We start from the raw sequence: 13832 nt of genomic DNA on the forward strand, positions 1-13832 counted from the left end.
AGCACCCCGATCGGCGTGCTTGGAAATCCGTTCCCGCCGGGACCGGGGCGGCTACTCGTTGGCCGCCCGCGGCCGGTCCCCGTCCTCGTACTGGTCGAACAGCGGCGTACGCCCGCGCTCGCGCGCCCGCCGCGCCGAAGCCGCCCGGCGCCGCGCGTCCCCGCGCCCCTCGCCGTCCGCCCTGTCCGCCGCGCCGTCCGTCTCCCGCGTCCCACCGCTCTCCCCCGCCTGCGCCTCGGACGAGGGCACGGCGGGCGCGCCGGAGACCTGCTCGTGCGCGACGGCGACCGCCTCCTGCTCCGGGGCCACCGGACCCGACCGGGCCGAGCTCCAGGCGTCCAGCGCGCCGAGATCGACGTCCGGCGTCGCCCGCGGCGCGACCGGCGCCGTCACATAGGTCGGCAGCGGCACCGGCACGGGCTCCCAGCTCTCGCCTCGTCCGGGCCGCCGCTGCCGCTCCCGCTGCTGATCGACCCACTCGGCGTGATCGGTCTGCTCCACCAGCGCGCGCCGGTCCGCGGCCAGCGCCGCCAGCCCGGGGTCGGTCTCCGGCTCGGGTCCTTCCTCCGGTTCGTCGGCCGTCGCCTCGGCCACCGCGTGCCGGCGCGGCTGCCGCGCCCGCTCCCGCAGCCGCAGCGCCGCCGCCTCGGCCCGGCGCCGGTCCATCTGGTAGGCGAACCGGCGGCGCTCCTGCGCCCGCAGATACACGATGTACCCGCTGAGCAGCACCGCGGGCACCCCGGGCGCCCAGAGGAACGCGAGCCCGCCGACGGCGGCGACGATCGCGCCGAGCGTGAAGGCGAGGAAGAGCATGATCGTGGTGCGCCTCCGGCGCGCGAGCACCTTCGAGCGCCGGGCGCGCGCTGCGGCCGCCTCCGCGTCGGGGGCGCGACGGGCCGGGGGGACCGGCTTGCGCGAGGGCGCGGGCGTGGGCGCGTCGTCCCGGGCGGACGCGGCGCCCGGCACGCGGGCCTCGGACGCCGGCCCGGCTCCCGAGGCCGCCGCCATGACGCCGTCCGCCCGGGGACGTGTCGGAGACACGGCGAAGGCCCGGACGTCCACCGAGTCGGTGACGGCGTCCGGGTCCTCGTGGCCGGGCTCCCCCTCGTCGGCGGAGCGCGCCTGCAGGTCCTTGGCGTACCGGCGCTCCATGCCCGCCCGTCCGGACAACAACCGGATGGCTGTGCTGAAGCGTTCCGTCGGACGGGCCTCGTTCAGCTCGTCCTGCCTACGGAGCCACATCGGCACCAAGTAGGCGGCCCAGGCCCCGACAATGACTGCGTAGATGAGGCCGCTGCTGCTCACGCCTCACACGGTAGAGGGGTTTGCGTGAGGCCATCTGCCAATTGAGCCGGTGTGTCGCACGATCTGGCTGATATTTCGAGCTTTTTTTGCGACCGATGCGATCAGCAGGCTGACGCGCCCGCGAATTCAGCGCCCCCGATCGGTCACGATCCGGTCAATTTCGAACACTTATTCAATTCTTGAGGTTGCGCGGGATTCCCCGGCCGTTCTGCGGCATGTCCTGCGCGTTCCCCGGAGCGCTCCGTTCCCGCGTTCTGCGCCAGCGGGCCATCAGCCCCTCGGGGACTTCCTCCGCCGTGAGCGCGAAGACGAGATGATCGCGCCAGGCGCCGTCGATGTGCAGATAACGGGGCCTGAGGCCCTCCTCGCGGAATCCGAGTTTCTCCACCACGCGGCGGCTGGGCCCGTTCTCGGGGCGAATGCAGACCTCGATGCGGTGGAGGCCGACGGTCCGGAAACAGTGGTCGGCGGCCAGGGCCACGGCCGTCGGCATCACGCCCCGGCCGGCCACCGCCTCGTCCACCCAGTAGCCGACGTGGCCCGAGCACATCGAGCCCCAGGTGATCCCGGCGACGGTCAACTGCCCCACCAGGCGCCCCTGGTACTCGATGACGAACGGCAGCATCCGGCCCGCGTTCGCCTCGGACCGCAGATGGCGGACCATCTGGCGGTACGTCGGCCGGTGCGCGATCGGACCGCCGGGCGCGGGCGGCGGGATCGTCGCCTCCCAGGGGCGCAGCCAGTCGCGGTTGCGGCGGTTCACCTCACGCCAGGCCCGCTGGTCACGCAGCTTTATCGGCCGGAGGACGACCTCGCCCTCCACCAGTTCGACGGGCCAGAATGCGCTGTTCAGCTCGCACCCCCACGGCCCGGTCTGGGATGGTCACCGCCGCGGATCTGGTCGACGGCGTGGATCAGCAGGGGTTCCAGCACGGCCAGTCCGTCGCGTACGCCGCCGGTCGAGCCGGGCAGGTTGACGATCAGACTGCCGCCCGCCACTCCGGCCAGACCCCGTGAGAGCACGGCGGTGGGCACCTTGTCCCGGCCGTACGCGCGGATGGCCTCCGCGATGCCGGGCACCTCGCGGTCGAGCACCGCGCGGGTGGCCTCGGGAGTGCGGTCGGTGGGTGAGACGCCGGTGCCGCCGGTGGTGACGATCACGTCGTACCCGGCCTCCACGCCCGCCCGCAGCGCGGCCTGGACGGGCTCCCCGTCCGGCACGACCTGCGGCCCGTCGACGGCGAACCCGAAGCCCTTCAGGCCGTCCACGACCAGCGGGCCGCCCCTGTCCTCGTAGACCCCGGCCGCCGCCCGGTTCGAGGCGGTGATCACCAGCGCGCTGTACGGCGCGAGCAGCGCGCCGCCGAGCGCCGCGTCGAGAGTCATGCCCGGCTCCAGTCGCCCGACTTGCCGCCCGTCTTCTCCTCCACCCGCACGTCCGTGATGACTGCTCCCTTGTCGACCGCCTTGACCATGTCGATCACGGTGAGCGCGGCGACGGAGACCGCGGTGAGCGCCTCCATCTCGACGCCCGTGCGGTCCGTCGTCTTCACGGTGGCCACGATCTCCACGGCGTCGTCCGCGACCGACAGATCCAGTGTCACACCCGAGACCGACAACGGGTGGCACAGCGGGATCAGGTCCGGCGTCCGTTTGGCGCCCATGATCCCCGCGATCCGCGCCGTGGCGAGGGCGTCGCCCTTGGGGACCCCCGCGCCGCGCAGCAGCTCGATCACGCGGGGCGAGACCAGGACGCGTCCGCTCGCGCGGGCGGTGCGGGCGGTGACCTCCTTGCCGGACACGTCGACCATGCGGGCGGCGCCCGCGTCGTCGAGGTGCGTCAGTCGGTCCTGCGCAAGGGGTCCGGGGGTCTGCCCCCGGGAAGGCACGGTCATGGTGTGGCGCTCCCGGTCCGGGCCCGTCGCGGTGCGGCGCACGGGCCTGTTGTGCGCGACACGGTACCCCCAACCCGGGGACCTCAGCCGAGCAGGACCACCTCGACCTCGGCGCCGGGTTCGACGGACTCCGTGTCCTCGGGGACGACGATCAGCGCGTCGGCGTGCGCGAGGGCGGCGACGAGGTGGGACCCGGCCCCGCCGACCGGCGTCACCCGTCCGTCGGCGTACGCGCCGCGCAGGAACTGCCTGCGTCCCTTGGGGGAGGTCAGCGGCTCCTTCGTCGTCAGGGTCGCCCGGGTCCGGGGGCGGTGCACGTCCGCGAGACCCATGAGGGTGCGGATCGCGGGACGGACGAACAGTTCGAAGGAGACGTACGACGACACCGGGTTGCCGGGCAGGGCCAGCAGAGGGGTGTGGTCGGGGCCGATGGAGCCGAACCCCTGGGGCTTGCCGGGCTGCATGGCGAGCCGGCGGAACTCGATGCCGCTGCCCGGCTCGTCCTCGTCGCCCACGTGCGACAGGGCCTCCTTGACGACGTCGTACGCCCCGACGCTCACACCGCCCGTGGTGACCATCAGGTCGGCGCGCACGAGCTGGTCCTCGATGGTGGTGCGCAGGGTCTCGGCGTCGTCGGCGACCGCGCCCACCCGGTAGGCGATGGCACCGGCGTCGCGGGCGGCCGCGGTGAGGGCGAAGCTGTTGGAGTCGAAGATCTGGCCGCTGCCCAGTTCCTCGCCGGGCTGGACCAGTTCGCTGCCGGTGGACAGCACCACCACCCGCGGGCGCGGGCGCACGCGGACCGTGCCGCGGCCGATCGCGGCGAGCAGCGCGATCTGCGGCGGGCCGAGGACGGTGCCGGCCTCGAGGGCGCGGGCACCGGCCTTGACGTCGCTGCCCCTGGCGCGCACGTGCGCGCGTGCCTCGGCCGGCCGGTGCACGCGCACCTGGCCCGAGGCACCCTCGGGGCCCAGGCTGCGGGCCCGCATCCCGGTGACCGGGCCCTCGCCGAGGCCGCCGTCGGTCCACTCCACGGGGACCACCGTCTCGGCGCCGGGCGGCAACGGGGCGCCGGTCATGATGCGGGCCGCCTGGCCGGGCCCCACGCTCAGCGGCTCGGCCTGGCCCGCCGCGACGTCCCCGACGACCTCCAGGACCGCCGGGAACTCCTCACTCGCGCCCGCGACGTCCGCGACCCGCACCGCGTACCCGTCCATGGAGCTGTTGTCGAAGGGCGGCAGGGACACCGGCACCATGACGTCGTCGACCAGGACGCAGCCCTGGGCGTCGAGCAGTTGCAGCTCGATGGGTTCGAGAGGGCGGACGGTCTCGAGGATGTCCTCCAGGTGTTCGTCCACCGACCACAGGTGGTCCTGGCCGGTGGCGCGGGGCGCGGCGGTGCTCAAGTGGCTACATCTCCTCGGTGACGTAACTGCGAAGCCAGGTCCGGAACTCCGGGCCCAGGTCTTCACGTTCGCACGCGAGTCTGACAATGGCACGCAGGTAGTCGCCACGGTCGCCGGTGTCATAACGGCGGCCCTTGAAGACGACACCGTGCACGGGGCCGCCGGCCTTCTCGTCGGCGGCGAGCTGCTGCAGGGCGTCGGTGATCTGGATCTCGCCGCCGCGGCCGGGCTCGGTCTTGCGCAGTATGTCGAAGATGCGCGGGTCGAGGACGTAGCGGCCGATGATGGCGTAGTTGGACGGGGCGTCGGCCGCCTCCGGCTTCTCGACCAGGTCGCTCACCTTGACCACGTCGCCGTCCTCGGTGGCCTCGACGGCGGCGCAGCCGTAGAGGTGGATCTGCTCGGGCGCCACCTCCATGAGCGCGATCACGCTGCCGCCGTGCTGCTCCTGGACCTCGATCATGCGCTTCAAAAGCGGGTCGCGCGGGTCGATGAGGTCGTCGCCGAGGAGGACCGCGAAGGGCTCGTCGCCGACGTGGGGGGCCGCGCACAGCACGGCGTGGCCCAGTCCCCTGGGGTCGCCCTGGCGCACGTAGTGCATGGTCGCGAGGTCGCTCGACTCCTGGACCTTGGCGAGCCGCTCGGCGTCGCCCTTCTTCTCCAGAGCCGACTCGAGCTCGTAGTTGCGGTCGAAGTGGTCCTCGAGGGGGCGCTTGTTGCGGCCCGTGATCATGAGGACGTCGTCGAGACCGGCCGAGACGGCCTCCTCGACCACGTACTGGATCGCGGGCTTGTCCACGACCGGCAGCATCTCCTTGGGAGTGGCCTTGGTGGCCGGCAGGAACCGGGTGCCGAGGCCTGCTGCGGGAATGACAGCCTTGCTGATCCGTGGTTGCGCCTGAGTCATGTCCGCAACCATATCCGGTGCCTTTGCGGGGAATCCGCTGCTCCGGTTAGTTCATGCTCATATGAGCACTTTGATCACGGTACGGGAGCGACGGATGGGTCACCTCGGACGCACGGACGAGCCTGACAAGCGCACATTGCGCCGAGAACTCCTCGCGATGAGGAACAGGTTGCCCGAAGATGACGTGGAGGCGGCCGGGGCCGCACTGACCGAACACGCGCTCGAACTCGGTGAACTGACGCACGCGCGCACGGTGGCGGCGTACGTCTCCGTGGGCAGCGAGCCCGGCACGCTCGCGCTGCTGGACGCGCTGCGCGCGCGGGGGGTGCGGGTCCTGCTTCCGGCGCTCCTGCCGGACAACGACCTCGACTGGGGCGTGTACGCCGGGGCGGACTCCCTCGTGCAGGTGCAACACGGGGGCCGGACGGCCCTCTTGGAACCCGCCGGCGAGCGGCTCGGCCCGGACGCGGTGACCGGCGCCGACGCCGTGCTGCTGCCGGGCCTGGCGGTCGACGCGCGCGGGATGCGGCTGGGGCGCGGCGGAGGGTCCTACGACCGCGTGCTGGCGCGTCTGGAGCGCGCCGGTGCCCGTCCCGCGCTGGTGGTGCTGCTGTACGACGCGGAGGTCGTCGCGCGCGTGCCCGCGGAGCCGCACGACCGGCCGGTGCACGCCGTGGTGACCCCGTCGGGCGTGCGCCGGTTCCGCCGGCCCCAGGAACCGGGGAGGTGAACGCAAGGGCCCTCCACGCGCGCGTGGAGGGCCCCTGCGATCCGGTCGCCGTCAGCGGGTCACGGCTTCAGCACGAGGGTGTCGCTCGTGCTCTCGTCCACCGACTCCTTGCCGAACGGCCAGTCCAGCAGCTCGCCCTTGGCCCACTTGGAGGTCTGGTCGGTGTAGTGGGAACTGTAGGCGTGCCCGGAGGCGCCGCTGAGGTTGATCCACTTCGACTTGTCGAAGTCTTCGAGGTTGACCACCATCCGCATCGACGGCACCCAGACGACGCCGTAGCCGCCGGCGGCGTTCCAGCCGGTCGCGTTGACCGTCGCCTCGCCACCGCCGAGCTCCCACGGGCCACGGTTGAGCGCGTACTGGAGGAAGCCGGGACCATTGGTGCCGAGGGTCTGGTTCTTCAGGAACAGGCGGTGCAGCCGGCCCCAGCTCCAGGTGTCGATGTCCTTGCCGAGCTTGGCGGTCAGCTCCCAGCGCGCGTCGATCATGGCGCGCTCGAGCAGCTCGTCGCGGCTGTCGGCGGCGGGTCGGGTGCCCGACTTGCCGGTCGTCCACCAGTCGCTGTTCTCGTGGTCCATCAGGGTGCGCACGACCTCGAACCAGCGGTCGCCGCCGTCCGGCTGGGCCTGGTCGGCGTCACGCTCGCCGCACTCGCGCACCCGCCGGTCGTCGTCCACCGGGCCGGTGGTGTCGACCGGCTCGACCCACAGGCACTGGCCCTTGACGCGCAGCTCCTTGGGCAGCTTGTTGCCGAAGGCGAGCTTGAGGACGTTGCGCCAGACCGAGTTGAAGTAGGCCGCCGCCGCCGAGTCGGCGTCCTGGGTGTAGTCCCAGCCCTCCAGGAGCTTCTGCGCGTCGCGCACGTCCTTGTCGTCGACGTCGATCTTCAGCAGCTGCGGGACGAGCAGCTTGGCGATCTCGCTGCTGCTGTCCATCTGCATCTGCCGCATGTCCTCGGTGGAGATCTTGCCGTCGCCCTTGATCTTCGACTCGATCAGGTCGGCGATCCGCTGGCTGCGGGCGCCGTAGCCCCAGTCCGTGGTCAGCGCGTACGGGTAGTCCTTGCCGACGACGGCCTGGTTGGCGGTGACGATGTAGCCGCGCTGCGGGTCGTACTCGTAGGGCAGCTCGTCCTGCTCGACGTAACCGGTCCAGCGGTAGTCGGAATCCCAGCCCGGCGCCGGGACGGAGCCGTCGTGGCCCTTGGCGCGCGTGGGGATCTTTCCGGGCAGCGTGTAGCCGATGTGGTTCTCGGTGTCGGCGTAGACGAGGTTCTGCGAGGGCACGTCGAACAGGGCCGCCGCGGCGCGGAAGTCGTCCCAGTCGGCCGCCTTGTTCATCGCGAAGACGGCCTCCATGGTGGTGCCGGGCTCCAGCGCGGTCCAGCGCAGGGCGATGCCGTAGCCGTCGCCGCGGTCGGGGGCGGCGGTGTCGACGGTGGCCTTCTTGCCGACCTTGACGAGCGAGTCGTCGCGGTCGGACAGCAGGGGGCCGTTGTTGGTCTCCCGGACCACGATCTTCTTGGACGTGCCGCCGGCGACCTTGATGGTCTCCTCGTACGTGGTGAACGGCTTGACCTTGCCGTCGTAGAGGTAGCCGTCGCCGGTGAGCTTCTCCAGGTACAGGTCGGTGACGTCGACGCCGGAGTTGGTCATGCCCCAGGAAATGTCCTGGTTGTGGCCGATTATCACACCGGGCATGCCCGCGAAGGTGTAGCCCGAGACGTCGTACTGGCACTTGTCGGAGACCGTGCGGCAGTGCAGGCCCATCTGGTACCAGACGGAGGGCAGCGAGGCCGACAGGTGGGGGTCATTGGCGAGCAGCGGCTTGCCGGTGATGGTGTGCGCGCCGCCCACGACCCACGAGTTGGAGCCGATGCCGTTGCCGTTCACGCCGACGGCCTCGGGCAGGTCCTCCAGCTCGTCGTAGAGGCCCGTGAGCTGGCTCTGGAGCGCGGAGGATTCGGTGGAGGACGACGGGTCCGTCGAGGAGCCCGTGGACGCCCCCGTGCCGTCCGTGGAGGTGCCGCCGGTGCCGTCCGGAGAGGCGCCGTCGGTGGAGGTGCCGCTCGTGCCCTCACCGCCGAACGTCCCGGTGATGTCGTCGTACTGGCCCTGCTGGACGACGATCTGGTTCCGGGCGTACGGGTAGCGGGGGTACAGGTCGGCGATCTGCTTCGGGCCGAGGCGGCTGGTCATCAGGGCGCGGTCGATCTCGTCCTGCATGTTGCCGCGCAGGTCCCACGCCATCGCCTTCAGCCACGCCACCGAGTCGACCGGGGTCCACTTCTCGGGCTTGTAGTCGTTGCTGAAGCCGAGCGCCACGTACTCCAGGGAGATGTCCTCGGCGTCCTTGCCCGCCAGGTAGGCGTTGACTCCCTTGGCGTAGGCCTGGAGGTACTTCTTCGTCGCGGCGGACAGCTCGGTGTCGTACTCCTTCTGCGCGGTCCGCTGCCAGCCCAGCGTGCGCAGGAACTCGTCGTTCTCGATCTGTCCCTTGCCGAACATCTCCGACAGGCGGCCGGATGTCATGTGCCGCCGGACGTCCATCTCGTAGAACCGGTCCTGCGCCTGGACGTAGCCCTGCGCCATGAACAGGTCCTCGTCGGAGGAGGCGTAGATCTGCGGGACGCCGTAGCCGTCCCGCTTCACGTCGACGGGCGCGGTGAGGCCCTCGAGCGTGATCGAGCCCTTGGTCTGCGGGAAGGAGGCGCGCACCGTGCTGATGGACCAGTACGCGCCATAGGCGATGCCGCCGATGATGGCCAGCACCAGCACGAGCACGATCAGTCGGGCTTTGCGCCCCTTTTTCCTGCCGGACTTGCCGGGCTGCTGACCCGTTGAGGCGGTGGTGTTGGGGGGCATCGCTGTCCTTGCTGTCCTAACGCGAGCGGCAGGCGGTACTGGAGTGCTGGAGCAACCATAGGCGCAGGGCCCGGTGCGACTTGACGCGGAGTGGGGAACCAGCACGGACTGACGTTCGATCTTGCCCCGGCGAGCGTCAAGGAATCGTCAAGAGTTAGGTAAGGTAACGAAGTAAGCGCACCAGGAAAGGGAACGGCCGCTGAGTATCCACGACCTCAACGAACTCCTGCTCGTCTGCTCGCTCGTCCTGCTCGTCGCCGTGGCCGCGGTACGGATCTCCTCGCGCAGCGGGCTCCCCAGCCTGCTCGTCTACCTCGGCATCGGCATGCTCATGGGCCAGGACGGGATCGGCGGCATCCAGTTCGACAACGCCGAACTGACCCAGGTCATCGGATACGCCGCCCTGGTCGTGATCCTGGCCGAGGGCGGTCTCGGCACGAAGTGGAAGGAGATCAAGCCCGCCCTGCCCGCCGCCACCGCGCTGGCGCTGGTCGGGGTCGCGGTGAGCGTCGGGGTCACGGCGTCGGCGGCGCACTACCTGGTCGGGCTGGAGTGGCGGCAGGCGCTCATCATCGGGGCGGTCGTCTCCTCCACCGACGCGGCGGCGGTCTTCTCCGTGCTGCGGAAGATCCCGCTGCCCCCGCGCGTGACGGGCACGCTGGAGGCCGAGTCCGGCTTCAACGACGCGCCCGTGGTGATCCTGGTGGTCTCCTTCTCCACGGCCGGCCCGTTCGAACACTGGTACGTGCTGGTCGGCCAGATACTGCTGGAGCTCGCCATCGGAGCCGCGCTCGGCATCGCGGTGGGCTGGCTGGGCTCCTGGGGACTGCGGCACGTGGCCCTGCCCGCCTCCGGCCTCTACCCGATCGCCGTGATGGCGATCGCCGTCGCCGCGTACGCCGCGGGCGCGCTGGCGCACGGCAGCGGCTTCCTCGCCGTCTACCTCGCCGCGATGGTGATGGGCAACGCGCGCCTGCCGCACTGGCCCGCCACGCGCGGGTTCGCCGAAGGGCTCGGCTGGATCGCCCAGATCGGCATGTTCGTCCTGCTCGGCCTGCTGGTCACCCCGCACGAGCTGGGCGACGACATCGTGCCCGCGCTGATCATCGGACTGGTGCTGACCATGGTGGCGCGCCCGGTGAGCGTCGTGCTGTGCCTGCTGCCGTTCCGGGTGCCGTGGCAGGAGCAGACGCTGATGTCCTGGGCCGGGCTGCGCGGCGCCGTGCCCATCATCCTGGCGACGATTCCCATGGTGAGCGGCGTGGACGGCAGCCGCGGCATCTTCAACATCGTCTTCGTCCTGGTCGTCGTCTACACCCTCGTCCAGGGCCCGACGCTGCCCTGGCTGGCCCGCACCCTGCACCTGGGCGACGGCTCGGAGGCCGCCGACCTGGGCATCGAGTCGGCGCCCCTGGAGCAGCTGCGCGGGCATCTGCTGTCCGTCAGCATCCCGCCCGGGTCGCGGATGCACGGCGTCGAGATCAACGAGCTGCGGCTGCCGGCCGGGGCGGCGGTGACCCTCGTGGTCCGGGAGGGCACGTCGTTCGTGCCGCTGCCGACGACCGTGCTGCGCCGGGGCGACGAGCTGCTCGTGGTCGCCACCGACCCGGTCCGGGACGCGGCCGAGAGGCGGCTGCGGGCGGTCGGCCGCGGCGGCAAGCTGGCCGGGTGGCTGGGGACGAGCGGATCGGCGTAATCGCAGGTCCGCGCTCCGAGCGTGCTCCCTTTCACAGGCTCGCCGGGACCCCGCCCCTGTAAGCTGCAGGCGTCACCCAGATCGAACCAACTCTGCCTGACGCAGAGCTGGCGCGACCGTATGGCGGCCGGCGACGCCCTTCGACGAGTGGGCCCCGGTATCTACCGCAGTGCGCGCAAGAGGACAGCTCTCGGCACCCGGACCACCACGAGTGGGCCGCGCTACCAGGCGGCAGAAAGGCAAGGGCCGTGGCGTCCACGGTCACCTCGTCGAAGACCTCCCGCCCGGGATACGGCCGGCTGCTGCGCACGCGCGGCGCCTGGACGTTCCTGCTCCCCGGCTTCGCGGCACGCCAGCCGTTCGCGATGCTGACGATCTCCATCGTGCTGCTGGTGCAGCACACCACCGGCTCGTACGGCGTCGCGGGCGCCGCCGCGGCCGTCACCGGCGTCTCCATGGCGCTGTTCGCGCCCTGGACGGGCCGTCTCGCGGACCGCTTCGGGCAGCGGGCCGTACTCGTCCCCGGCATCCTGGTGCACGCCCTCGCCGGCCTCACCCTGACGGCTCTGGCGCTGACGGACGCTCCCCTGTGGGCACTGTTCGCGGCGGCCGTCCCCACGGGCGCCTCGGTGCCGCAGATCGGCCCCATGGTGCGCGCGCGCTGGGCCGTCAGGCTGCAGGGCTCCCCCCTGATGAACACCGCCGCGGCCTTCGAGTCCGTCACGGACGAGCTGACCTTCGTCGTCGGCCCGTTGCTCGCCACCGCCCTGTGCACCGCCGTGGACCCGGCGGCGGGCCTGGTGACCGAGGCGGCGCTGACCCTGGTCGGCGGTCTGCTGTTCGCCGCGCAGAAGAGCACGCAGCCGGCGGTCACCACCGGGGGGCACGCGCGCGTGGAGCACGCCTCGGCGCTGAGCGTCCCCGGGGTGCGGGTGCTGGCCGTGGCGTTCCTGGGCATCGGTTCGGTCTTCGGCGGCATGCAGGTCTCGCTGGCCGCGTTCACCGAGTCGATCGGCGAGCCGGGCCTCAACGGCGTCCTGTACGGGACCTTCGCCGCGGGCAACATGCTGTCCGGCATCGCGTGCGGCGCCATCGCCTGGAAGGCGGCCGCGCAGCGCCGCCTGGTCGTCGGCTACGGCGCTCTCGCGCTGGCCGCGGCCGGCCTGTGGGCCGCGCACTCGGTGCTGCTGCTCGCCGGGCTCGGGCTCCTCGTCGGCATGTGCATCGCGCCCACCCTGATCACCGGCTACACGCTGGTCGAGAACCTGGTCCCCGCCGGGGCGCGCACCGAGGCGTTCACCTGGCTGACCGGCGCCGTCGCCCTCGGTCAGGCGGCTGCCGTCACGGTCGCCGGACAGCTGGAGGACCGCCTCTGGGACGGCGCCGGGTTCCTGGTTCCGCTCGGGGGCACGGCGCTGTCGCTGGCGACCCTGGTCGCGCTCAGGTCGCGGCTGGCCGTCCGGCCCCGGAGCCGGACGGTCGCACGTGGCGTCGGTCACCGCGCGCCGGTCGCAGTGGACTGATCCCGAGGAATACGTCACTATGGACCGTCGTTAGCACTCATCGAGTGAGAGTGCCAGGAGGAAGACAGTGCCCACCTACCAGTACCAGTGCACCGAGTGCGGCAAGGGCCTCGAGGCGGTGCAGAAGTTCACCGACGACGCTCTGACCGAGTGCCCCAGCTGCCAGGGCCGCCTGAAGAAGGTGTTCTCCGCGGTCGGCATTGTCTTCAAGGGCTCCGGTTTCTACCGCAATGACAGCCGCGGCTCCTCGTCGAGCAGCTCGCCGGCGTCCACGAGCTCGACCTCGTCGTCCTCCTCCTCGTCCTCCTCCTCCTCGTCCTCGTCCTCGGACTCGAAGGCGTCGAGCACCGGGACGTCGTCCAGCACCACCGCCGCCTGAGACACGCACTCACCGCACCCCGCCGGCGCGCAGCCGGTCGGGTACCGGTCGTCGGGACCCTGCCGTCGTGAGACAGCGGGGTCCTCGGTCTTTTCCGCACCGGCTCCTGCGGCCACTGCGACGGCGGCTACTGTGCTGGTCATGGCGAACGCAGAGATCGGTGTAATCGGCGGCTCAGGCTTCTACTCGTTTCTCGACGACGTGACCGAGCTCCAGGTGGACACGCCGTACGGGCAGCCCAGCGACTCCCTCTTCCTCGGCGAGGTCGCCGGCCGGCGGGTCGCGTTCCTGCCCCGGCACGGACGCGGCCACCACCTCCCGCCGCACCGGATCAACTACCGGGCCAACCTCTGGGCGCTGCGGTCAGTCGGCGTGCGCCAGGTCCTCGGGCCCTGCGCGGTGGGCGGACTGCGCCCCGAGTACGGCCCGGGCACGCTCCTCGTCCCGGATCAGCTGGTCGATCGCACGAAGTCCCGGGTAGCGACGTACTTCGACGGGCTGCCGCTGCCCGACGGCACCGTGCCGAACGTGGTGCACGTGTCGCTGGCCGACCCCTACTGCCCCACCGGACGGTCGGCCGCCCTGAAGGCCGCCCGCGGGCGGAACTGGGAGCCGGTGGACGGCGGAACCCTCGTCGTGATCGAGGGGCCGCGCTTCTCGACCCGTGCCGAATCGTTGTGGCACCAGGCGCTGGGCTGGTCCGTGGTGGGCATGACCGGCCACCCCGAGGCGGCGCTCGCCCGGGAGCTGGAGCTCTGCTACACCTCCCTCAACCTGGTCACCGACCTGGACGCGGGCGCCGAGACCGGGGAGGGCGTGTCGCACGAGGAGGTGCTGCGGGTGTTCGCCGCGAACATGGAACGGCTGCGGGGCGTGCTGTTCGACGCGGTGGCGGCACTGCCCGCGACCGAGGAGCGGGACTGCCTGTGCGCGAACGCGCTGGGCGGGATGAATCCGGGGTTCGCGTTGCCGTAGCCAGGGGCCGGCGGGCGAAGGGGCGGGCGGGCGAAGGGGCGCGCGAAGTGTGGTGATGAGATGCGGGGACGAGGTGTGGGGACGGGTGCGGGGTTGAGGTGCGGGGAGGTGGAACTTCTCGTTCGGGTGAGGGAGTTGTCCACAACCCGTCG

At 71.7% G+C, this 13832-nt stretch carries 12 protein-coding genes; 5 read left to right on the plus strand and 7 right to left on the minus strand.

Going from position 1 to position 13832, the window contains the following annotated elements; genetic code table 11:
- Window positions 1-51 precede the first annotated feature (51 nt).
- From sepX to galU, 6 genes are all read right to left on the minus strand, one after another.
- Window positions 52-1305, minus strand: coding sequence for a divisome protein SepX/GlpR (sepX, locus tag IPT68_RS15645; RefSeq protein ID WP_189701657.1), 1254 nt, complete (start codon window positions 1303-1305; stop codon window positions 52-54).
- Window positions 1306-1477: 172 nt separating this feature from the next.
- Entirely contained in the window at window positions 1478-2128 is a 651-nt protein-coding gene (locus IPT68_RS15650; RefSeq protein ID WP_228040487.1) for a GNAT family N-acetyltransferase, read from the minus strand.
- Window positions 2129-2154: 26 nt separating this feature from the next.
- Entirely contained in the window at window positions 2155-2691 is a 537-nt protein-coding gene (locus tag IPT68_RS15655) for a MogA/MoaB family molybdenum cofactor biosynthesis protein (RefSeq protein ID WP_189701658.1), read from the minus strand.
- On the minus strand, window positions 2688-3200 hold the full coding sequence (gene moaC / locus IPT68_RS15660; protein WP_189701659.1) for a cyclic pyranopterin monophosphate synthase MoaC: 513 nt from the start codon (window positions 3198-3200) through the stop codon (window positions 2688-2690). The genes IPT68_RS15655 and moaC overlap by 4 nt, the downstream gene beginning before the upstream one ends.
- Before the next feature lie 83 nt (window positions 3201-3283).
- Window positions 3284-4606: a molybdotransferase-like divisome protein Glp gene (gene glp, locus IPT68_RS15665; protein ID WP_189701660.1), complete on the minus strand. Its 1323-nt coding sequence runs from the start codon at window positions 4604-4606 to the stop codon at window positions 3284-3286.
- Window positions 4607-4610: 4 nt separating this feature from the next.
- Window positions 4611-5513 carry a UTP--glucose-1-phosphate uridylyltransferase GalU gene (gene galU, locus IPT68_RS15670; protein WP_189701661.1) on the minus strand — a complete coding sequence of 301 codons (903 nt, stop codon included), beginning with the start codon at window positions 5511-5513 and terminating at the stop codon, window positions 4611-4613.
- 94 nt (window positions 5514-5607) lie between these two features.
- Between galU and IPT68_RS15675 the strand changes: the two genes are divergently transcribed.
- Window positions 5608-6243 (plus strand): 5-formyltetrahydrofolate cyclo-ligase, encoded by a 636-nt coding sequence (locus tag IPT68_RS15675; protein ID WP_189701695.1) that lies wholly within the window; start codon window positions 5608-5610, stop codon window positions 6241-6243.
- A gap of 59 nt (window positions 6244-6302) precedes the next feature.
- Here the strand turns inward: IPT68_RS15675 and IPT68_RS15680 are convergent, their stop codons facing one another.
- The gene (locus tag IPT68_RS15680) at window positions 6303-9107 is read right to left on the minus strand and encodes a penicillin acylase family protein (RefSeq protein WP_189701662.1); all 2805 of its coding nucleotides are present in this window, start codon (window positions 9105-9107) and stop codon (window positions 6303-6305) included.
- 199 nt (window positions 9108-9306) lie between these two features.
- On the opposite strand from IPT68_RS15680, the gene IPT68_RS15685 reads away from it, so the two are divergent.
- From IPT68_RS15685 to IPT68_RS15700, 4 genes are all read left to right on the plus strand, one after another.
- Window positions 9307-10803, plus strand: coding sequence for a potassium/proton antiporter (locus IPT68_RS15685; protein WP_189701696.1), 1497 nt, complete (start codon window positions 9307-9309; stop codon window positions 10801-10803).
- A 248-nt stretch (window positions 10804-11051) separates the two neighbouring features.
- The gene (locus tag IPT68_RS15690) at window positions 11052-12326 is read left to right on the plus strand and encodes an MFS transporter (RefSeq protein WP_189701663.1); all 1275 of its coding nucleotides are present in this window, start codon (window positions 11052-11054) and stop codon (window positions 12324-12326) included.
- Between the two features lie 67 nt (window positions 12327-12393).
- Window positions 12394-12705, plus strand: a complete 312-nt coding sequence (locus tag IPT68_RS15695) for an FmdB family zinc ribbon protein (protein WP_189701664.1) — start codon at window positions 12394-12396, stop codon at window positions 12703-12705.
- A 141-nt stretch (window positions 12706-12846) separates the two neighbouring features.
- Window positions 12847-13680 (plus strand): S-methyl-5'-thioadenosine phosphorylase, encoded by an 834-nt coding sequence (locus IPT68_RS15700; protein WP_189701665.1) that lies wholly within the window; start codon window positions 12847-12849, stop codon window positions 13678-13680.
- Window positions 13681-13832 lie beyond the last annotated feature (152 nt).

The sequence above is a fragment of the Streptomyces chromofuscus genome (assembly GCF_015160875.1).
Taxonomy (GTDB): Bacteria; Actinomycetota; Actinomycetes; order Streptomycetales; family Streptomycetaceae; genus Streptomyces; species Streptomyces chromofuscus.

Coding starts and splice junctions, on each gene's coding strand:
- IPT68_RS15700 (WP_189701665.1), top strand. CDS start 12,847: ATGGCGAACGCAGAGATCGGTGTAATCGGCGGCTCAGGCTTCTACTCG.
- IPT68_RS15675 (WP_189701695.1), top strand. CDS start 5,608: ATGGGTCACCTCGGACGCACGGACGAGCCTGACAAGCGCACATTGCGC.
- IPT68_RS15655 (WP_189701658.1), bottom strand. CDS start 2,691: ATGACTCTCGACGCGGCGCTCGGCGGCGCGCTGCTCGCGCCGTACAGC.
- IPT68_RS15680 (WP_189701662.1), bottom strand. CDS start 9,107: ATGCCCCCCAACACCACCGCCTCAACGGGTCAGCAGCCCGGCAAGTCC.
- moaC (WP_189701659.1), bottom strand. CDS start 3,200: ATGACCGTGCCTTCCCGGGGGCAGACCCCCGGACCCCTTGCGCAGGAC.
- galU (WP_189701661.1), bottom strand. CDS start 5,513: ATGACTCAGGCGCAACCACGGATCAGCAAGGCTGTCATTCCCGCAGCA.